Source organism: Pantoea sp. SGAir0430, assembly GCF_043549295.1.
Genome location: NZ_CP039427.1, coordinates 785,114 through 804,110, shown reverse-complemented (window position 1 = coordinate 804,110; position 18,997 = coordinate 785,114). Strand labels below are relative to the sequence as shown.

General features: G+C 56.1%; 21 protein-coding genes. 10 read left to right on the top strand and 11 right to left on the bottom strand.

The window, feature by feature from the left end:
* Positions 1-319 precede the first annotated feature (319 nt).
* The 4 genes from E7738_RS03895 (at position 320) to E7738_RS03880 (ending at position 1,996) form a co-directional block, all read left to right on the top strand.
* Positions 320-550 (top strand): hypothetical protein, encoded by a 231-nt coding sequence (locus E7738_RS03895; protein WP_394516118.1) that lies wholly within the window; start codon positions 320-322, stop codon positions 548-550.
* Between the two features lie 75 nt (positions 551-625).
* Positions 626-1,018, top strand: coding sequence for a YgiW/YdeI family stress tolerance OB fold protein (locus E7738_RS03890; protein WP_394516328.1), 393 nt, complete (start codon positions 626-628; stop codon positions 1,016-1,018).
* 69 nt (positions 1,019-1,087) lie between these two features.
* Positions 1,088-1,258 (top strand): hypothetical protein, encoded by a 171-nt coding sequence (locus E7738_RS03885; RefSeq protein ID WP_058774586.1) that lies wholly within the window; start codon positions 1,088-1,090, stop codon positions 1,256-1,258.
* A gap of 177 nt (positions 1,259-1,435) precedes the next feature.
* Positions 1,436-1,996, top strand: coding sequence for a diguanylate cyclase (locus E7738_RS03880; protein ID WP_199189155.1), 561 nt, complete (start codon positions 1,436-1,438; stop codon positions 1,994-1,996).
* Between the two features lie 110 nt (positions 1,997-2,106).
* On the opposite strand, the gene E7738_RS03875 is transcribed toward E7738_RS03880, so the two are convergent.
* The 6 genes from E7738_RS03875 to copC form a co-directional block, all read right to left on the bottom strand.
* Complete coding sequence (locus tag E7738_RS03875; protein ID WP_256445323.1) at positions 2,107-2,235, bottom strand: hypothetical protein; 129 nt, start codon at positions 2,233-2,235, stop codon at positions 2,107-2,109.
* Between the two features lie 256 nt (positions 2,236-2,491).
* The gene (locus E7738_RS03870) at positions 2,492-2,641 is read right to left on the bottom strand and encodes a cold shock small protein YmcF (RefSeq protein WP_223815600.1); all 150 of its coding nucleotides are present in this window, start codon (positions 2,639-2,641) and stop codon (positions 2,492-2,494) included.
* Between the two features lie 20 nt (positions 2,642-2,661).
* Positions 2,662-2,874 carry a transcription antiterminator/RNA stability regulator CspE gene (locus tag E7738_RS03865; RefSeq protein WP_021510003.1) on the bottom strand — a complete coding sequence of 71 codons (213 nt, stop codon included), beginning with the start codon at positions 2,872-2,874 and terminating at the stop codon, positions 2,662-2,664.
* 1,559 nt (positions 2,875-4,433) lie between these two features.
* The gene (locus tag E7738_RS03860; RefSeq protein ID WP_031280196.1) at positions 4,434-4,781 is read right to left on the bottom strand and encodes a YebY family protein; all 348 of its coding nucleotides are present in this window, start codon (positions 4,779-4,781) and stop codon (positions 4,434-4,436) included.
* A 28-nt stretch (positions 4,782-4,809) separates the two neighbouring features.
* Entirely contained in the window at positions 4,810-5,691 is an 882-nt protein-coding gene (gene copD, locus E7738_RS03855) for a copper homeostasis membrane protein CopD (protein ID WP_211724382.1), read from the bottom strand.
* Entirely contained in the window at positions 5,691-6,068 is a 378-nt protein-coding gene (gene copC, locus E7738_RS03850) for a copper homeostasis periplasmic binding protein CopC (protein WP_058757520.1), read from the bottom strand. The genes copD and copC overlap by 1 nt, the downstream gene beginning before the upstream one ends.
* Before the next feature lie 153 nt (positions 6,069-6,221).
* Between copC and E7738_RS03845 the strand changes: the two genes are divergently transcribed.
* Positions 6,222-6,452: a DNA polymerase III subunit theta gene (locus tag E7738_RS03845; RefSeq protein WP_010616356.1), complete on the top strand. Its 231-nt coding sequence runs from the start codon at positions 6,222-6,224 to the stop codon at positions 6,450-6,452.
* Positions 6,453-6,455: 3 nt separating this feature from the next.
* Positions 6,456-7,124 (top strand): exodeoxyribonuclease X, encoded by a 669-nt coding sequence (exoX, locus tag E7738_RS03840; RefSeq protein ID WP_104093225.1) that lies wholly within the window; start codon positions 6,456-6,458, stop codon positions 7,122-7,124.
* On the opposite strand, the gene E7738_RS03835 is transcribed toward exoX, so the two are convergent.
* Together E7738_RS03835 and E7738_RS03830 are read right to left on the bottom strand one after the other, a co-directional pair.
* Positions 7,118-9,181 carry a prolyl oligopeptidase family serine peptidase gene (locus E7738_RS03835; protein ID WP_088518142.1) on the bottom strand — a complete coding sequence of 688 codons (2,064 nt, stop codon included), beginning with the start codon at positions 9,179-9,181 and terminating at the stop codon, positions 7,118-7,120. The genes exoX and E7738_RS03835 overlap by 7 nt on opposite strands.
* A gap of 119 nt (positions 9,182-9,300) precedes the next feature.
* Positions 9,301-9,942, bottom strand: coding sequence for a tellurite resistance TerB family protein (locus tag E7738_RS03830; protein WP_394516117.1), 642 nt, complete (start codon positions 9,940-9,942; stop codon positions 9,301-9,303).
* A gap of 161 nt (positions 9,943-10,103) precedes the next feature.
* Here E7738_RS03830 and purT point away from each other — a divergent pair, with 161 nt between their 5' ends.
* Positions 10,104-11,282: a formate-dependent phosphoribosylglycinamide formyltransferase gene (gene purT, locus E7738_RS03825; RefSeq protein WP_031280195.1), complete on the top strand. Its 1,179-nt coding sequence runs from the start codon at positions 10,104-10,106 to the stop codon at positions 11,280-11,282.
* A 78-nt stretch (positions 11,283-11,360) separates the two neighbouring features.
* On the opposite strand, the gene E7738_RS03820 is transcribed toward purT, so the two are convergent.
* Positions 11,361-12,014 (bottom strand): bifunctional 4-hydroxy-2-oxoglutarate aldolase/2-dehydro-3-deoxy-phosphogluconate aldolase, encoded by a 654-nt coding sequence (locus tag E7738_RS03820; RefSeq protein ID WP_211724379.1) that lies wholly within the window; start codon positions 12,012-12,014, stop codon positions 11,361-11,363.
* A gap of 278 nt (positions 12,015-12,292) precedes the next feature.
* Positions 12,293-13,768 (bottom strand): glucose-6-phosphate dehydrogenase, encoded by a 1,476-nt coding sequence (zwf, locus tag E7738_RS03815; RefSeq protein ID WP_021509979.1) that lies wholly within the window; start codon positions 13,766-13,768, stop codon positions 12,293-12,295.
* A gap of 374 nt (positions 13,769-14,142) precedes the next feature.
* On the opposite strand from zwf, the gene E7738_RS03810 reads away from it, so the two are divergent.
* The 3 genes from E7738_RS03810 to E7738_RS03800 all read left to right on the top strand — a co-directional run bounded on the left by E7738_RS03810 (position 14,143) and on the right by E7738_RS03800 (position 17,890).
* On the top strand, positions 14,143-15,012 hold the full coding sequence (locus E7738_RS03810; protein ID WP_394516116.1) for a MurR/RpiR family transcriptional regulator: 870 nt from the start codon (positions 14,143-14,145) through the stop codon (positions 15,010-15,012).
* A 107-nt stretch (positions 15,013-15,119) separates the two neighbouring features.
* A complete protein-coding gene (gene pyk / locus E7738_RS03805) occupies positions 15,120-16,562 on the top strand; it encodes a pyruvate kinase (RefSeq protein ID WP_021509977.1) in 1,443 nt (480 codons plus the stop codon).
* 92 nt (positions 16,563-16,654) lie between these two features.
* A complete protein-coding gene (locus E7738_RS03800) occupies positions 16,655-17,890 on the top strand; it encodes an MFS transporter (RefSeq protein WP_394516115.1) in 1,236 nt (411 codons plus the stop codon).
* 44 nt (positions 17,891-17,934) lie between these two features.
* Here E7738_RS03800 and lpxM read toward each other — a convergent pair whose 3' ends face one another.
* Positions 17,935-18,909 carry a lauroyl-Kdo(2)-lipid IV(A) myristoyltransferase gene (lpxM, locus tag E7738_RS03795; RefSeq protein ID WP_021509975.1) on the bottom strand — a complete coding sequence of 325 codons (975 nt, stop codon included), beginning with the start codon at positions 18,907-18,909 and terminating at the stop codon, positions 17,935-17,937.
* Positions 18,910-18,997: the final 88 nt, after the last annotated feature.

Sequence of the window (18,997 nt, the reverse complement as noted above, 5' to 3'; positions counted from 1 at the left end):
CTGCAAATATCCGCTGTGTTGAATCCAGCATAACAATGCATCACATGTGACAACGTCACTTGTGTATTATCTCACGCAATGTTATCGCGCTTAATAAATGCGCTAATTGAGCAAATAAAGTCCGGCAACAAGGGTACCGACGGAAATAATATGGAATAGCTCAGTCATGGTAGCAACCTCAATTTAATGCCTGTACGACTCAGTCAAGAACAGCATCTGGCGTTCGTCAAATCATCACCGCCTGCAATAAGCGCAGCCGATGGCATAAATACCAATCGATGCTTAACTGAATACGTACCCATAAGACAGGAGGAAAGCCATGAGCCAGTCTGCATTAGCCACCTACCTTGCGTTAAGCGACGAGGACCTCAATGATATGGGCATCCGTCCGGACACGCTGTTCGAAGCGCAGCCCGACGATAACGGCGCCGCCGGTTACTATTTCAACGTACCGGACACCACGCCGCAGCGCGTGCTGGGGCAGAAACGCTGGTCGCTGGGCGATCGCATCGACATTCCGGCCAGCGTGCTAAATAACGATTCAGCGTAACGGCTCCCGCGATGCGCGATCCTGTGCCAGGCTTAAGTCATTGTGGAATGTTGCAATCAAGAGGGAATGATTATGATGAAAAAAACGGTACTGGCGTCACTGCTGATGGTGTTTAGTCTGAGCGCTATCGCTGAACAGGGCGGCTTTGAGGGCGGTAAAACCCCGCCGCCGCAGAAACAACAGGACGCCGGTTATAAAGGTTCTGAAGATACCGGCCAGACACATATCGAACAGATTCGGGATTTTCGTCAGGGCGGCTATGTCACGCTGGAAGGTTATATCGTTAAAAAGTTAAGCGGTGATAATTATCAGTTTCGTGACAGCACCGGCACCATCACTATTAAAGCCGCTGCCGATACCTTCAAAGGCAAAACCTATAACGCTGAGGATCAGGTACGGGTAAGCGGCAAAGTGTATGGCCGGGGCGAAAATACCCGCGTCGATGTTGCACGTATTGAAGAACCTTAATGCATTATTGTCCGGTCCGCCGTCGCGTGTGCGGCGGACGTTATCTTTCCCTTCGCAGGAAATCATCGCATGAAGAGCCTGTTTGCCAGTCTGTTAATCCTCTCCACCCTGACCGCGCTGGCTGGCTGTCAGCAACCTGAACGGCCAATTGGTCCGGACGGACGCCCTAATGTCCCTGCAGAACAACCGGTGCCCGGCGGTCCAATGAGTAAGGGGCCGGTAGGTCAGCCGCAGGCCTGACTGTTAGCGGCATCAGCACTTATCACGCCCTGCCCTGAAAATTTATCGTCCTCATTGCCGCCTGGTTTTATTCCCGGCGGCATTTTTACGTCTGGCTTAATTAAAGTTCACCGCCATTATCCTGATTAATTTTTCATAGCTATGCTTGGTTATTACGCTGAAATATAGGATATGCTGATGCACAGTCTTGATCCACAGATGTTGCTGTTACTCTATTTTGTCTTACCGGTTTGGCTTATTGCTGGTTTTGCCGACTGGCTTTGTCATCGCGCAACCGAAATAGAGCACACCTCCGGCGTTAAAGAGACGTGGATACATATTTTAATGTTTCTGGAGATGGGCACTCCGCTGCTGCTGGCATTATTTCTTGAGGTGAATGCGCTGATTATTGCGCTAATGATCGTGCTGTTTTTTTGTCATGAAGCCACTGCGTTATGGGACGTCAGCTATGCAGTGAAAAGCAGAAAAGTGACGCCGGTCGAACAACACATCCACAGTTTTCTCGAAATGGTGCCGCTGATGGCGCTGCTACTGGTGATCTCCCGTCACTGGCCGCAATTTCTCGCGCTGTTTGGGGCTGGCAATGAAACGCCCCGGCTTACTCTTACGCTGCGTGCCGATCCGCTGCCGCAGGGTTATATTATTGGCGTACTGTGCGCAATCGTGGTGTTTGAACTGCTGCCTTATCTGGAAGAATATCTGCGTACCCGGCGCGCGAAGAAAAACGCCTCAACGTGAACAGCATAAACCACCGCGCTGAATGGAAATGTGGATGATTGGGGAAGCTATTGATTCCACCACAGCCAATACCCACATGATAAAAAAACCTCCCGCGGGAGGTTTATCGATTAGATCGGTTTTTGCCCATCGTCTTCAGGCAATCCGGTGTCGGTATCATCATCGTCATCAAGCGGCTCTTCGCCGGGTACCTGCGCATCATCAGGCAGCGGAGTGACATCATCGGGTCGTTCTGACATAAGCACCTCCATACCCCACATTGGGTAATAACTATTTTAGTTGCGTTATCCTTCAGCCCGGCGGGTTTATCACGCATCTGTGAATTAAGCGTAAGAAGTAAATTAGTTATGGGTTAACGCTTTGCTTATCGCCTGCCCTCGGCTAACGCGATAAACAAAAAAGGCCACCCGAAGGTGACCAATAATAGGGTACTCGCTGCGTTAGTCATCAGGTGTGGTTATTAATTTATTTCGCCACATGAATAACACAACTGAATTAATTCGCTTCTTTCATCACATACAACGACGAGGCGATGGCAATCATAATCGACTTACAAAAAATACATTTTGCGCCGAGTGGGTTTTGCCTGTTCCTGTCAAAAACGGACTGGCGATACTGAGAGCCCTGACATTGTGGGCATCTCATAGCATTAATTACTGTAATAATCAGAGACCTGTAACGTTAACAGCTGACGGACCTTTAGGGCCGTTTTCCACAGAGAATTCAACTTTCTGACCGTCATCGAGTGAGCGGAAGTCAGTTCCCTGAATGGCAGAGAAATGGACGAAAACGTCTTTGCTGCCGTCTTCCGGAGAAATGAAGCCGAAACCTTTCTCAGCGTTGAACCATTTTACTGTACCGAGCATTTTATTTGACATGTTTATACCTTGATAATGAGCCATATGGCATTAGAGGCTGAACCGCAGCGACACATCAGAACCTGAGATAAAACTCAAAGAGAAAGGCACAGGAAAGGCACTAACACAGATGAGAGATACAAAACGAACTAACTATGGGACTGTCTGCTTATCAGACCGGAGATGTATTAACGCACGTCTGGCGGGTAAACACAAGCGCTAATAAAATTTAATGGCCAATTAAAGGCGTAACGAAACGGTGAATGCTCTGCGTTTAAAGTTTTAAGTGGATAGAATCAGTCACTATTTTAATCTCTGAAAGCCTCAGGCATTTAAAATAATTATTTTGCTGCGGCCACGACTGTCATTTTATCTGATAAAGAGCAGATGTCCATGACGTTCAGAGTTTTACTGTGGTGATGATGTCTCGGAGCACCGTGGTGTGCATCTCGATCCACTGATTGGCAGCCCGCAGTGTTTAATGCCAGCTCAGGCGGTCAAGTTCTTTGATGAGGTTGAAGGTGCTGATGCTATAGCGACCGGCAACGTCGCGTTTCACCGCTTGCCTGAAAGCAATTTTGAATTGCAACAATCGCTTAGCACAGAAATAATGTAGCTTGAGACAATAAAAAACTTACTTCAATGCAATCTTTCATGCCATGCTTTACCCGGAGCATTACAGAAGTATCGCGCTGCTGTGTCCGCGCGGCATTGACCCGTTTTATCTTTAAGTTGCAGGAACCGTTGCCTGATGAAATGAACCGGAAGACGCTTAAGGAGCTGTACGACTTTTACATCAGGATGATAAATATACAACGAAATTATGAAGCTAAGAAAAACACAGAATCTGCACACCAACCCGATTTATCATAAGGATGCGTATAAATGAGCATAATTTTTGTTCCCCCGCTTATCACGCTTCTGCTTAGCAGGGAGAGTAAGAAAGGCAGCCCACTGACTGAGGATGAAGTAAATAGCATCAGAGACGATGCGACAGCTCTCAGTCTGGATAGTGAAACTGCGTTGGCGATGGCGGAGAGCCGCGGCTATCGGGATATAGACCCTAAAAATTGCTGGGCAGAATGGTTGGCATTCAGGAGCGATAAGTAGCGTTTAAAAGTCTGGTGCCAGTAAAATACATGCCGCTTATACGCAGCGGAGAATTAGGGAAATTTTGCGCAAAGGTTGCCAGGCTATAAGAACATGTCCAGGACCAAAAAGTATCGGGATTGACGCGGTCAGGAATACGTGATGATTTAACCTGAGTATGAATATTTCGGAAAATTTTCGGACATCTTCGCACAGGCCTGAAAAATATCCTTTAATAACATATAGATAAAAAAAGACCCAATACGATTCCTGTATCGGGTCCAGGGAAATGGCTCGTTGAGAGCCGTGCGCTAAAAGTTGGCATTTTTGCAGGCGAGGACGCCTTGCCTTTTAAAGGTAGACCAGCATCGGTGATTTTCCAGCCAGCGGGCTACGCCGCCGGCAAAAGCTGCCAACTCTGTGATCGCGCTGGCACTAACGGCTGGCAGGCGCAGCGGCAAAAATGTGCGCTACGCCTGAAAATGCAGGGATTATTTACCGCACAGTTGCTGGGCGCGATCGACGATCGGCTGCAGGCTCATTTTTTGTCCCGGATGCGCTTTATCGGCGGCGAGGATGGTATCGATGGACTGCAATGTGCCCTGCCCTGCATTGCCGCGCGCCAGCGCTTTATCATTGAGCGGATACTGCAGCAGTGTGCTGGGGTTGATGGCAAACAGCGCGCCATCTTTCTCGCAGGTCAGCATCACCTCTTCACGGGTGAACGGCCACTTATCTTTGCCAATTTCAAAACGGCTGACGGTGATAATCTGCCCGGCGAACGCCTGGCTACACAACGCCATCAGTAACCCAGCTGGAATCAGTTTCTTCAGCAAAATCTCGACCTCATCTCATCTTTTAACAGATTCAGGCCGGCGAAAGCGTGGCAAACACGCTTACCAGCCCGATAACAATCAACGCCAGCAGCAGCTCGAGCTGCGTCAGACGGATAAAAAGTTTCGGTGCCCGGCTGGCGGCCAGGCGAAAACGCGGCACCAGCAGATAGCGATTAAGCAGCGCAATCAGCACCATCAGTGCCACCAGCAACGCTTTGCTCACCAGCAGCTCGCTCCACAGCGTGGCGGTCCAGTTGAGCGGCGTACCGGCAATCAGCAGACTGTTGACCGTGCCGGTAACAATCGCCAGCGCCACGGCCAGATGACCATAGCGTGAAAAGCGCATCATGCTGCGAATGGCATCGGTGCGCCAGGCAATGTTACGCGCCTCGCGCATCAATAGCAGTAGCGGCAGCAGACCACCGGCCCAGAAGGCGGCCGCGATCAGGTGCAGCGCATGATTCCCCTGCTGCAGCAGTCCCGGCATGCCATCGCGCATCGCCGCATGGCCGACGCCCGCCAGTGCCACCAGCTGCAACAGCGCAGTCGCCAGTAACGCCTGCTGGCGCAGATTACCACGCAGGCGCAGCGCCAGCGTGCTGAGCAGGGCAAACAGGATAACCCAGCGCCACACCGCGCCGAAGCGCGTGCCCAGCACCGCCAGCCAGACGTCGATGCTGGTGATGCTGCGCCAGTCGCCGCTCATCAGCCCGGTCTGCGCCGCCAGCATCAACAGCGCACTGAGTAAACTCAGCACGGCGCTGTATCCCATTAGCCGCCGCCAGCGCTGTGTCAGCACCGGTCGGTAGCGCGCCGGCGCCAGCAGCGCGGTATAAAATGCACTGCCGGTCAGCAGAAACAGCGCCAGAAAATGCAGCGCCCGCAGGCCGATCCAGAACGCGTTAAGACTCATTACTTCACGCTGAAGCTGTAGCTACCTTTGGTTTTGTGGCCGTCCACTGACAGCACGTGCCAGTTGACCTGATAATGGCCCGACGCCAGCGGCTGGGCGATCGGCACAATCAGCTGATCGTGCTGCTGCGGATTCAGCTGGGCTTTCTCCAGCGCCACCGGTTGCTGCTGCGCGTTGATCATTTCCACGCCGCTGAATGCCGGTTCAATATCTTCGGTGAATGTCAGGGTGAGTTGCTGCGGCGCGCGCTCCACCACGGCGTTGTCCGCCGGCACCGGGGCTTTCAGGTGGGCATGTGCCAGAGCCAGCTGGCTGAAGCCCAGCGTCGCGCCCGCCAGCAGTAGCGCGATAACGCGCCTGGATGCAGTTTTCATCATCACGTCTTCCCTTTTAACTGCGGCACTGCGCCGCAAATGTGGCAGCAGGATACGCCGCTGCTTTTAGGCTGTCGAGACTTGCGGTGCGATCCAATTCCCTTGATCCAGCAGGGCGAAACCATTATTTTTGCCCCTGTTTATCAGGAGAAAAGCATGAGCCAAAACCTTGCCCTGCTGTCGCAGGAAGAGAAAGACAAAGTAAACGTCGATCTCGCCGCCGCTGGCGTGGCGTTTAAAGAGCGCTATAACATGCCGGTGATCGCCGAGATGGTGGAGCGCGAGCAGCCGGAAGCGCTGCGCGACTGGTTCCGTCAGCGCCTGATGGCCTATCGACAGGCATCGCTCAGCCTCTCCCGCCTGCCCTACGAACCTAAGCAGAAATAATTTATGTTACGCGTAATCGATACGGAAACCTGTGGCCTGCAGGGCGGCGTGGTGGAAGTGGCGTCGGTGGATGTCATTGACGGCCAGATCGTCAATCCGATGAGCGATCTGATCTGCCCGGACCGGCCCATCAGTCGTCAGGCGATGGCGGTGCACCGCATCACTGAAGCCATGGTGGTGGGCAAGCCGACCATCGAAGAGGCGATTGGCCGCTATCACGGTAGCCCGCACTATGTGGCGCATAACGCCAGCTTTGACCGGCGCATGCTGCCGACGATGCCGGGCGAATGGATCTGCACCATGACGCTGGCGCGCCAGCTGTGGCCGGGCATTAAATACGGTAATCAGGCGCTGCGCCACAGCCTCAAACTTGAGGTGTCGCCGCCGGATGATCTGCACGCGCACCGCGCGCTGTACGATTGCTACGTCACCGCCGCGCTACTGATCCGCATTATGGAAACCTCCGGCTGGAGCGCCAGCGAGATGGTGAGTCGCTGCCAGCCGGCGCCGGTCAGCGACGAAGTGTTCCCGTTTGGTAAATATCGTGGTCAGAGCATCGGCAGCATCGCGCGTAAAGATCCGGGCTATCTGCGCTGGGTACTGGAAAATGTACGTGATTTGCGCGCGCCGCTGCGGCAGACGCTGCGCAAATACGTTAAGGACTCTCAGTAATCGCTGCGCGGCGGCAGCGTACCCTGCGCCAGGGCGATCAGGAAAGTGAACTCCTGCGCCACGCCTTCATAGGATTTATAACGTCCTGATTTGCCGCCGTGGCCGGAATCCATATCGGTGCAGAGTAACAGCAGCGCATCGTTGGTGCGCAGCTCACGCAGCTTTGCCACCCACTTCGCCGGTTCCCAGTACTGTACCTGCGAATCGTGCAGCCCGGTGGTCACCAGCAGGTGCGGATACGCCTGCGCTGTCACGTTGTCATACGGGCTGTACTGGCGGATGTAGCGATAGAATTCCGCCTGCTCCGGATTGCCCCACTCATCATATTCACCGGTAGTCAGCGGAATCGACGGATCGAGCATGGTCGTGACCACATCGACAAACGGCACCTGAGCGATCACGCCGTGAAACAGCTGCGGCGCCATATTCAGCACACCGCCCATCAGCAAGCCCCCGGCACTGCCGCCCATGGCGTACAGCTGCTGCGGGTTACCGTAGCCTTTCGCTACCAGCGCTTCAGTGACATCAATGAAGTCGGTGAAGCTGTTCATTTTATGTTGCAGCCGGCCATCGTCATACCACTGCTGGCCCAGCTCGCCGCCGCCGCGCACGTGGATAATCGCGTAGATGAAACCGCGCTCCAGCAAACTGATGCGGCTGGTGCCGAAGCTGGCCTCCATGCTGCTGCCATACGCGCCGTAGCCGTACGCCAGCAGCGGATTGGCGCCGCGCTGAAAGTGTTTACGGTGATAAACCAGTGAGACCGGCACTTCCGTGCCGTCGCGCACCGTGATCCACAGGTGTTCACTTTTGTAGTCGGCAGAGTCAAAGCCCGGCACCGGGGTTTGCTTGAGAATGCGCCGCTCGCCGGTCTCCATGTTCAGTTCGAACAGTGTAGTCGGCGTCGTCATCGACGAGTAGCCGTAACGCAGCGTGTCACTTTCCGGCGTGGGGTTGTAGGCCAGCCAGGTGACATAGGCCGGATCGTCAAAGGCAATACCGTAACTCTCGCCGCTGGCCCAGTTAATCTGGCGCAGAGTATTTACTCCGCGCTGGCGCTCTTCGACCACCAGCCAGTTACGAAACAGCTGGAAATCTTCCATCACTACGTGGTCGCGCGGCGGAATCAGGGTTTGCCAGCGATCTTCAGCCAGCCACGCGCTGCGGTACAGGCCGAAATTTTTGCCGTCGCGGTTGGAGCGAATGAAGAATTGGTGATCATAGTGATCGATGCTGTATTCATGATCGCGCCGCCGCGGACAAAACACCTGTGGCTGTGCGTCCGGATATTCCGCGTCAATCAGCAGAATTTCACTGGTAGTTGTGCTGAACAGCGCGATCAGGATGAAGTGTTCCGAGGTGGTTTTATGCACGCTGAGGTGGAAAGACTCATCCTGCTCTTCATACACTAGCTGATCTTCCGACTGCGGATGCCCCAGTTCGTGACGCCACACCTGATAAGCCAGCAGCGTTTTCGGATGCTTGCGTACGTAGTAGAGGGTGCGTGAGTCGTTGGCCCACGCCACGCTGGAGGACGCGTCGCGCAGCACCTCCGGATACCAGCTGCCGCTGTTGAGGTTACGAAAGCGGATGCCGTACTGGCGGCGCGATAAAAAATCTTCCGCCAGCGCCATCACCTGGTTATCCGGGCTGATATCCAGCGTGCCCATGGTGTAAAAGTCACTGTGCGCGGCGCGCTGGTTGCCATCTAACAGCAGCTGCCACGGCTGGTCGGCGGGCGCATCCACCGGCTGGCGGAAATAGGCCGCGTACTCATTGCCAGCTTCGTAACGGCTTTGATAGCGATAGCCGCGTTTAACGTACGGTACCGAATGGTCCTGCGCCGGCAGCCGATCGATGATCTCTTTCAGTACCCGATCCTGCAGCGCATCCTGAGAAGCCATCATCGCTTTACCGTAGCGGTTTTCCGCCTCCAGATAAGCCAGTACCTCGGGGTTTTGCCGGTCATCATCACGCAGCCAGAAATAGTTATCGGTGCGCGTTTCGCCGTGTAACGTCATGTGGTGGGGGATTTTTTTCGCTTGCGGCTGATTCATTACAGAGTTTCTCCCTGAAAGACGACATCCTGCAAGCGTGGCACTTCTGGCAGAGGAAGCCAAGCCGGAAACGCACGCGAAGTGTAACCGGAGGCCGCCGCAACCGCCTCCGGCGTGACTCAGGCCGCTTTTTCCGCCGCGATGTCGCGCTGAATACCGTCGCGCACGTCCTGCGGAATTTTTAGCGCATCGCCGAGCGCGGAGAGGTAACTGCGTTCCATGAAATGATCAACATCGATCGCCGCGCAGCTGAGGAAATAGAGCTCCAGCGCTTCCTCTTCGTTTTTCACGTCGGCGGCCAGCCACTGCGGATCGAGTGGACGGTTCATTGCCTGCTGAATCAGCGCTTCCGCCTGCGCACCGTAACCGGCCTGATGGATATTCTGCTCGATGGCCGTGCGCTCGCGATCGTCAATGTGCCCGTCGCTTTTCGCAGCAAACACCAGCGCGGTTACCAGTCGCTCCGCGCGCTGGTCGAGCGGCGTCTGCAGCTGGCCAAACGCAGGTTCATCCTGATGGGTTTCCCGCACGCGCTGCTTGTATTTATTCCACAGCACCGCGCCTGCCGCCGCCCCGCCGCCGACCAGCAGCGCGGTGCCGCCGTATTTGGTTAACAGCTTGCGCGACGATTTGCTGGCAACCAGTAAACCCGCCAGGCCACCCAGCGCGCCGGGTGCCAGCATATCGCTCAGGCCGCCTGATGTGCCGTCACCGCCCTTCTTTGCCAGAACCGATTGAATTTGCTGCAGCCAGTTACTCATCGTTTAACTCCTGTTTAAGTTTCCGCTCACTATGCTGCCGCACGCTGTGTCAGTTAACGTCAGAGCCGGCAAAGTATGGCAAAGCCAGACGTGCGCAATGCGTGAGTACGCAAACGTTTTCGTTTATACTGCGCGCGCATTTTGACTGCTAAGGTGAAATTATGACGACTCTCGGAACCGCGCTGCGACCTGCCGCAACGCGTGTCATGCTGTTAGGTTCAGGTGAATTGGGCAAAGAGGTGGCGCTGGAGTGTCAGCGTCTCGGGGTGGAAGTGATCGCTGTCGATCGCTATGCCGATGCCCCGGCGATGCACGTTGCGCATCGCAGCCACGTCATTAACATGCTGGACGGTGACGCACTGGCGGCGCTGATTGCGCAGGAGCAGCCCCACTTTGTGGTGCCGGAAATTGAAGCCATCGCCACCGAAAAACTGCTGGAGCTGGAAGCGCAGGGGCAAAAAGTGGTGCCGACGGCCCGTGCTGCACGTCTGACCATGAACCGCGAAGGCATTCGCCGTCTGGCGGCAGAAGAGCTGGCGTTACCGACCTCAACCTATCAGTTTGCGGATAGCAAAGCGCGTTTCGTCGCGGCCGCGCACGAGATCGGTTTTCCCTGCATCGTGAAACCGGTAATGAGCTCCTCCGGTAAAGGCCAGAGCTTCATTCGCGAAGCCAGCCAGCTGGATCACGCCTGGGATTACGCGCAGCAAGGCGGACGCGCGGGCGCGGGCCGGGTGATCGTCGAGGGCGTCGTGAAGTTCGATTTTGAAATCACCCTGCTGACCATCAGCGCGGTGGACGGCATCCACTTCTGCGCGCCAATTGGTCACCGTCAGGAAGACGGTGATTATCGTGAATCCTGGCAGCCACAGCAGATGAGCGAACTGGCCCTGCAGCGCGCGCAGGACATCGCCGCTAACGTGGTGAAAGCGCTCGGCGGTTACGGCCTGTTTGGCGTGGAGCTGTTTGTGTGCGGCGACGAGGTGGTGTTCAGCGAAGTCTCTCCGCGTCCGCACGATACCGGTATGGTGACGCTGATTTCGCAGGATCTCTCTGAGTTTGCGCTGCACGTGCGCGCGTTCCTCGGCCTGCCGATTGGCGGCATTCGCCAGTATGGACCGGCTGCTTCGGCGGTGATCCTGCCACAGCTCGATAGCCACAACGTGCAGTTTGTGAATGTGGAAGCCGCACTCGGTGCGGGTCTGCAGCTGCGCCTGTTTGGTAAGCCGGAAATTGCCGGGCAGCGCCGTCTGGGTGTCGCGCTGGCGACCGGTGACAGCACCGATGATGCCGTGGCTCGCGCCATTGCCAGCGCCGCGGCGGTGCAGGTTCAGGGCTGATTGCCCGGGTGGTGAAGCGTTGTCATCACCACCCGTAAAGATGGATTGCTGCCGCGTAGCCTCTGTGCGGCAGCGTTATTACCGATCAGCGGGGGAAGCCGCGCCCGCCACTGCCTCACGCGCCAGCTGCGTAATGCGATCCCAGTCGCCGCTCTCCAGCGCATCGTTTGGCACCAGCCACGAACCGCCAATACACAGCACGCTTTTCAGCGCCAGATAGTCACGATAGTTGGCTGGTGAAATGCCGCCGGTCGGGCAGAAACGCACCTGCGGGAATGGACCACCAATCGCCGCCAGCGCTTTGACGCCGCCGTTCGCCTCTGCCGGGAAGAACTTGAACTCGCGCAAACCATAATCCATACCAACCATCAGTTCCGACACGGTGCTGATGCCAGGAATCAGTGGCACCGGTCCTTCCACCGCCGCCTTGAGCAGCGGTTCGGTGAGCCCCGGGCTAATGACAAACTGCGCACCGGCGTCGGTCACTTCTTTCAGCTGCTGGGTATTGATCACCGTGCCGGCACCCACAATCGCTTCCGGAACTTCTTTGATCATTGCCCGCAGCGCATCCATTGCTACCGGCGTGCGCAGCGTCACTTCCAGCACGCGTACGCCACCTGCGACCAGCGCTTTGGCCATCGGCACCGCATGTTCCAGCTTGTTGACGACAATCACCGGCACAACCGGGCCGGTAGTCAGAATCTGTTCCGCACTCGTTTTCCAGTTCTTCATTACGTTTCCTCAGGAGAGACAGCCCAACGCGCGGTCCGGCTGTCAGAAAGAGAGCCCTACCATACAAGATCGGCCGGACGGACGTCTATTGGATATCATCAATTTTTGAAACCGCGGTTCATTTTTGAATGATTGCCTGGTGCGCATCATTTCGCATCGGTCTGCAGAGTCGCCATTAATGGCGACCAGGATAAACCCTACTGACTGAAAACAAAACGCCCCTGGCGAACAGCGCAGGGGCGTAAATATAAACTTCTCAGTCAGCGATGCAGGAGCGGTTATTCAAACTCGTTCCACGAACGGCCGTCGCGGGTGATCATCGCCACCGAGGCGACCGGGCCCCATGTGCCGGCCTGATACGGTTTGGAGGCGTCGCCATCCGCATTCCACGCTTCAATAATCGAATCGACATAAGTCCACGCCGCTTCGACCTCATCGCGGCGCACAAACAGTGCCTGAATGCCGCGCATGGTTTCCAGCAGCAGACGCTCATAGGCATCCGCCAGATGCGACTGATTGAAGGTTTCGGAGTAGCTCAGATCCAGCTTGGTGGTCTGCAGCTTGTGCTTGTGATCAAGACCCGGCACCTTGTTGAGGATTTCAATATCCACGCCCTCGTCCGGCTGCAGACGAATCGTCAGCTTGTTCTGCGGCAGTTCGGCGTAAGAGTCCTTAAACAGGTTCATTTCCGGGTTTTTGAAGTACACCACCACTTCTGAGCACTTGGTCGGCAGACGCTTACCGGTGCGCAGGTAGAAAGGCACGCCCGCCCAGCGCCAGTTATCGATATCCACGCGGATGGCGACGAAGGTTTCGGTGCTGCTCTGCTTGTTGGCGCCCTCTTCTTCCAGGTAGCCCGGCACTTTTTTGCCCTGCACAAAACCGGCAGTGTACTGACCGCGTACGGTTTTCTCGCGCACGTTGGTCTGGTCGATGCGGCGCAGCGAGCGCAGCACTTTCACCTTCTCATCACGAATCGCGTCAGCACTGAGATCGGACGGCGGCGACATGGCGATCATGGTCAGGATCTGCAGCAGGTGGTTCTGGATCATGTCACGCATCTGGCCGGCTTTGTCGAAGTAACCCCAGCGGCCTTCGATACCCACCTCTTCCGCCACGGTAATCTGCACGTGGTCGATGGTGCGGTTGTCCCAGTTATTGACGAAAATCGAGTTGGCAAAACGCAGCGCCAGCAGGTTGAGCACCGTCTCTTTACCGAGATAATGGTCGATACGGAACACCTGGCTTTCATCAAAGAATTTACCGACGCTGTCGTTAATCTCCTGCGAAGTCTCCAGCGAGGTGCCGAGCGGCTTCTCCATCACCACGCGCGCCGGTTTGGCGTTGAGTTTAGCGGCGCCCAGGCCTTCACAGATGGCGCCAAAGGTGCTCGGCGGCATGGCAAAGTAGTTGATGGTGACGCGGTTTTTCTGATCCAGCATCTTGCCCAGTTTCGAGAAGTGCGAGGTGTCGTTAACGTCGAGGTTGCAGAAGTCGAGACGGCCGCTGAGTTTGTCCCACAGCGCTTCGTCAATCTTCTCCTTCATGAAGGTTTCCAGCGCTTCACGCACCACTTTGGTGTAGGCCTCTTTGTCCCACTCCGCGCGACCCACGCCGATAATGCGCGTAGTATCGTGAATCTGACCGGCTTTCTCCAGCTGATACAGTGAAGGCAACAGTTTCCGGCGTGCAAGATCGCCTTTGGCACCGAAAATCACCAGATCGCATGCCTGGGCTGTTTGTGTTACCGCCATTTTCCTCTCCTCGTTGCAGGATATACCCGGCCTGAGCGTCCTCATCCTGCCGGGTCCTTATTGTAATTTTCTTACAGCACAATGTACTTTTTTCACCGCGCCAGGACAACCCGGCTGCGGTCGGTTACAGGTGATTATCCTGCACCGCCGGGGCGCATTTAACGTGTTGCGAAGTGCGCTAACGCGCCTTTTTCTGTTTCGATGTTTGTCGGGCGAAAACCCGGCAGCGATCAAAGTATGACAAAAAAAGCGCGGTTACATTTGTCCGCCGCTGCGTACGTCAGGCTATTACACGGTATATTCCGCATAATTGGCAGCGATTTCACGCACGGGTGAACGCAAAAAAAGTGATTGATGGTCATCGGGTTAACAACATGCTGGAACAGATACAGGCGCAGCTGGCCGCGCTGAGTAAGTCAGAACGCAAGGTCGCAGAGCAGATTCTCGCCGCGCCGCAGCAGGCGATGCACTCCAGCATCGCTGCACTGGCTCAGGCGGCACAAGTCAGCGAACCGACGGTGAACCGCTTCTGTCACCGCATGGGCACGCGCGGCTTTCCCGATTTCAAGTTGCAGCTGGCGCAGAGTCTGGCGAAAGGCCCGAGCTGGGTAAGCCGCGACGTGGAAGACAGTGACAGCGTGGAACGTTACAGTCACAAAATCTTTGATTCCGCGCTGGCGGGTCTGAGCCGGGTGCGTCAGCAGCTGGATATGCAGGTGATCGATCAGGCAGTGCAGGCACTGTCGCAGGCGCACAAAATTGCCTTTTTCGGCCTCGGTGCTTCAGCAGTGGTGGCGCACGATGCCACCAATAAATTCCTGCGTTTTAATCTGCCGGTCATCTGGTCCGAGGATATTGTGATCCAGCGCATGAGTTGCATAAATAGTGGACCAAATGACGTGTTTGTTCTGATATCGCATACTGGCCGTACCAAAAATATGATAGAACTGGCTCGCCTGGCGCGTGTAAACGCTTCCACCGTACTGGCTATCACCTCGCCCGGATCGCCGCTGGCAGATGAAGCCACGCTGGCGCTGACGCTGGATGTACCGGAAGATACCGACATCTATCTGCCGATGGTTTCCCGCCTGGCCCAGCTCACCGTGGTTGACGTACTGGCAACCGGTTTTACCCTGGAGCGCGGTACCGCTTTCCGTGAGAATCTCAAGCGGGTAAAAGAGGCACTAAAAGCATCGCGCCTCGAAAAGCCGGCACCGGAATCACGTGCACAGCAAAATAATTAACATCACATTCACAATGTGAGTCGAATCACAGCCCCTCGATCATATAGAATGAGTGACCATTGCGTGTCACTTGTGATCGACACGATACTTTGTCAACGGAGTCCTTCATGTCCAGACGTCTCAGAAGAACCAAGATCGTTACAACCCTCGGCCCCGCCACCGATCGCGACAACAACCTCGAAAAAATCATCGCGGCGGGCGCTAACGTTGTGCGACTCAATTTCTCCCACGGCACCCCGGAAGATCATCAACTGCGCGCCGATAAAGTGCGGCAGATTGCGGCCAAACTCGGTCGTCACGTCGCCATTCTTGGCGATCTGCAAGGCCCTAAAATTCGCGTATCAACCTTCAAAGAAGGCAAAGTTTTCCTCAATGTCGGTGACCGCTTTCTGCTGGATGCCAACCTGAGCAAAGGCGAAGGCGACAAAGAGAAAGTCGGTATCGACTATAAAGGCCTGCCGGAAGATGTGGTGCCGGGCGATATCCTGCTGCTGGACGACGGTCGTGTGCAGCTGAAGGTGCTGGAAGTTCAGGGGGTGAAAGTGTTCACCGAAGTGACCGTCGGCGGCCCGCTCTCCAACAATAAAGGTATCAACAAGCTCGGCGGCGGCCTGTCGGCTGAAGCGCTGACCGAAAAAGATAAGCTGGATATCATTACCGCGGCGAAAATTGGCGTCGACTATCTGGCGGTCTCGTTCCCGCGTAACGGCGAAGACATGAACTACGCGCGCCGTCTGGCACGCGATGCCGGCTGCGACGCCAAACTGGTGGCGAAAGTGGAGCGCGCCGAAGCGGTGGCAACGCAGGAAGCGATGGATGACATCATCCTCGCCTCTGACGTGGTGATGGTGGCCCGTGGCGATCTCGGCGTGGAAATTGGCGATCCGGAGCTGGTGGGCATTCAGAAAGCATTGATTCGTCGTGCGCGTCAGCTGAACCGCACCATCATTACTGCTACCCAGATGATGGAATCGATGATCACCAATCCGATGCCGACCCGCGCGGAAGTGATGGATGTGGCAAACGCCGTGCTGGACGGCACCGATGCGGTGATGCTGTCGGCGGAAACGGCGGCCGGTCAGTATCCGGCGGAAACCGTGTCGGCGATGGCGAAGGTGTGTCTCGGCGCGGAAAAAATTCCAAGCGTGAACGTATCCAAACACCGCCTGGACGTGCAGTTCGACAATATCGAAGAAGCGATTGCCATGTCGGCGATGTACGCCGCTAACCATTTGCAGGGCGTGTCGGCCATCATTACCATGACCGAATCTGGCCGTACCGCACTGATGACGTCGCGCATCACTTCCGGTCTGCCGATCTTCGCAATGTCACGTCATGAACGTACCCTGAACCTGACCGCGCTGTACCGTGGCGTGACCCCGGTGTTCTTTGACAGCAACAACGATGGTGTCGCCGCCGCGCACGATGCAGTTAATCTGCTGCGCGACAAAGGGTTCCTCGTCTCCGGCGATCTGGTGATTGTCACCCAGGGCGACGTGATGGCGACCACCGGCACCACCAACACCAGCCGTGTCCTGCGCGTAGACTGAGTTTTACGCACCTCCTGACAGCGGCTGTAACAACATGGACAAACGCGACTGCCTGGCAGTCGCGTTTTATTTTTCACTGACAAGGAGGCCAGATGGCCCGCTATCAACCCATCAGTCAACTCACCGGGCGCGTGCTGCTGTTTCCGCTCGCGCTGGTGTTGTTTGAGTTTGCGACCTACATCGCCCATGACATGATTCAGCCCGGCATGCTGCTGGTCACCGCCGAGTTTAACGTCGGCCCGGAATGGGTATCCACCTCACTCACTGCCTATCTGATGGGCGGCGTGGTGCTGCAGTGGCTGCTCGGTCCGCTGTCGGATAAATATGGCCGACGTCCGGTGTTGCTGTTCGGCATTCTGTTCTTTGCCGTTGCCTGTGTTCTCACCACCTGGGTGAGCAACATCGAGCAGTTCGTCACGCTGCGCTTTATCCAGGGCATCAGCCTGTGCTTCATTGGCGCAGTAAGCTATGCCGCAGTGCAGGAGGCGTTTGACGAGGCGTTAGCTGTGCGCATGATGGCGCTGATGGCTAACGTGGCACTGCTGGCACCGCTGGCGGGTCCGCTGGCCGGTGCCGCCTGGCTCACGGTGGGCGAATGGCGCAGCATGTTCTGGCTGTTTGCGGTTTGCAGCCTGCTGGCGTTTGTGGTGCTGTGGCGCATCATGCCGGAAACCGCCGGCGATCGCAGCCACTCCATTGCATTACCGAACCTGGCGCGCGGCTACGGACGGCTGGCGCGCGATAAACAGGTGATGTACGGCTCCTTCGCTATCGGCCTGGTGTTCATCCCGATTCTTACCTGGGTGGCGCTGTCGCCGGTGATTCTGATGCATGAAGAGGGCTTATCCCGCCTGCAGTACGCATTGCTGCAATTACCGGTGTTTCTGGCAATGATCGCCGGTAACCTGACGCTGGGCAAACTGGCGGGACGCGTGGCCATCGAGCAACCGGTAAAATTTGCCGCCTGGCCGATTCTGCTCGGCCTGAGCATCGCGCTGGTGGCGAACCTGCTCAACAGCCACAGTTACCTGCTTCTCACCGCCGGCCTTAGCCTGTATGCGTTTGGTGCCGGGATGGTCAACGCCGGGCTGTACCGGCTGACGCTCTATTCCAGCAGCGAAGGTAAAGGCAGCATCGCCGCCATGCTGGGGATGATCAGCATTCTGACGCTGGCGGCGGGCATTGAAGTGGCGAAAAGCGGTTATTTCAGCGGCGGTACGCCGTGGTTCAGCGCAATCAACTTCGTCGCCGGCGTGTTGTGGTTTGGCCTGGTGACGCTGTTCCTGCGCGAGCGCAAGCGGCGCAGTCGCCTGACAAGCGTCGAATGAGTGATGACGAACCGTGCCGGGCGGCACGGTTCAGCACGCGTTAGCTATTTACGCGGGTACAAATCCTTTCGCGCGTAAGGCTCAATATCCCCTGCTTTACGCGTCTTCAGCAGCTTAAGAATCCACGTGTACTGCTCCGGATGCGGACGCACGAAGATTTCCACCTCTTCGTTCATGCGCCGCGCCAGCGTGGTGTCATCGGCATCCAGCAAATCGTCCATCGGCGGGCGCACATAAATCTCCAGCTTGTGCGTCGCGCTGTTATACACCGGGAACAGCGGCACTACGCGCGCACGGCACACTTTCATCAGACGTCCGACCGCCGGCAATGTCGCTTTATAGGTAGCAAAGAAATCGACAAACTCGCTGTGCTCAGCACCGTGATCCTGGTCCGGCAGATAGTAGCCGTAATAGCCCTGACGCACCGAGGCGATAAACGGTTTGATGCCGTCGTTGCGCGCGTGCATGCGGCCGCCGAAACGGCGACGCACGGTGTTCCAGATATAATCCATCAGCGGATCGCTTTGATTGTGGAACATCGCCGCCATCATCTGGCCTTCCGAGGCCAGCAGCATCGCCGGAATATCCACGCCCCAGCCGTGTGGCACGAGGAAAATCACGTTCTCATGATTCTCCTGCAGCGCCGTGATGATCTCGCGGCCGTGCCACTCAACGCGCTGGCGCACGCGTTCAGGATTACGCATCCCCAGCTCGGCCATCATCACCATCGCCTGCGGCGCGGTGGCAAACATACGATCAGCAATCTCTTCGCGCTGCGCTTCGCTGAGCTCCGGCAGGCAATAGTAGAGATTGATCAGCGCACGGCGGCGCGCACTTTTCGCCAGCTTGCCGGCAAACTTACCCAGCCCGCCCAGCACCGGATCGCGCACCTTTGCCGGCAGCATCGCCATACCGGCCAGCGCACCAATCGCCAGCCAGCTGCCCCAGTATTTCGGCTTTAAAAAAGAACGTTGAAAAACGGGAATAAACTCACTGTTATTTTTTTTTCGGGTTTCCATGCACTCGCCTCTGACAATGACGGCTCAATAATAGTGACGGCAGGTAATTTTGCAATCTTCACAGGCCAGATAGCAAAAAACCGACGAA

Coding starts and splice junctions, on each gene's coding strand:
- E7738_RS03810 (WP_394516116.1), top strand. CDS start 14,143: ATGCTGGAACAGATACAGGCGCAGCTGGCCGCGCTGAGTAAGTCAGAA.
- E7738_RS03820 (WP_211724379.1), bottom strand. CDS start 12,014: ATGAAGAACTGGAAAACGAGTGCGGAACAGATTCTGACTACCGGCCCG.
- E7738_RS03865 (WP_021510003.1), bottom strand. CDS start 2,874: ATGTCAAATAAAATGCTCGGTACAGTAAAATGGTTCAACGCTGAGAAA.
- purT (WP_031280195.1), top strand. CDS start 10,104: ATGACGACTCTCGGAACCGCGCTGCGACCTGCCGCAACGCGTGTCATG.
- E7738_RS03880 (WP_199189155.1), top strand. CDS start 1,436: ATGCACAGTCTTGATCCACAGATGTTGCTGTTACTCTATTTTGTCTTA.
- E7738_RS03890 (WP_394516328.1), top strand. CDS start 626: ATGAAAAAAACGGTACTGGCGTCACTGCTGATGGTGTTTAGTCTGAGC.
- copD (WP_211724382.1), bottom strand. CDS start 5,691: ATGAGTCTTAACGCGTTCTGGATCGGCCTGCGGGCGCTGCATTTTCTG.
- zwf (WP_021509979.1), bottom strand. CDS start 13,768: ATGGCGGTAACACAAACAGCCCAGGCATGCGATCTGGTGATTTTCGGT.
- exoX (WP_104093225.1), top strand. CDS start 6,456: ATGTTACGCGTAATCGATACGGAAACCTGTGGCCTGCAGGGCGGCGTG.
- pyk (WP_021509977.1), top strand. CDS start 15,120: ATGTCCAGACGTCTCAGAAGAACCAAGATCGTTACAACCCTCGGCCCC.
- E7738_RS03845 (WP_010616356.1), top strand. CDS start 6,222: ATGAGCCAAAACCTTGCCCTGCTGTCGCAGGAAGAGAAAGACAAAGTA.
- E7738_RS03885 (WP_058774586.1), top strand. CDS start 1,088: ATGAAGAGCCTGTTTGCCAGTCTGTTAATCCTCTCCACCCTGACCGCG.
- E7738_RS03895 (WP_394516118.1), top strand. CDS start 320: ATGAGCCAGTCTGCATTAGCCACCTACCTTGCGTTAAGCGACGAGGAC.
- E7738_RS03835 (WP_088518142.1), bottom strand. CDS start 9,181: ATGAATCAGCCGCAAGCGAAAAAAATCCCCCACCACATGACGTTACAC.
- lpxM (WP_021509975.1), bottom strand. CDS start 18,909: ATGGAAACCCGAAAAAAAAATAACAGTGAGTTTATTCCCGTTTTTCAA.
- E7738_RS03870 (WP_223815600.1), bottom strand. CDS start 2,641: ATGAGATGCCCACAATGTCAGGGCTCTCAGTATCGCCAGTCCGTTTTT.
- E7738_RS03800 (WP_394516115.1), top strand. CDS start 16,655: ATGGCCCGCTATCAACCCATCAGTCAACTCACCGGGCGCGTGCTGCTG.
- copC (WP_058757520.1), bottom strand. CDS start 6,068: ATGATGAAAACTGCATCCAGGCGCGTTATCGCGCTACTGCTGGCGGGC.
- E7738_RS03830 (WP_394516117.1), bottom strand. CDS start 9,942: ATGAGTAACTGGCTGCAGCAAATTCAATCGGTTCTGGCAAAGAAGGGC.
- E7738_RS03875 (WP_256445323.1), bottom strand. CDS start 2,235: ATGTCAGAACGACCCGATGATGTCACTCCGCTGCCTGATGATGCGCAG.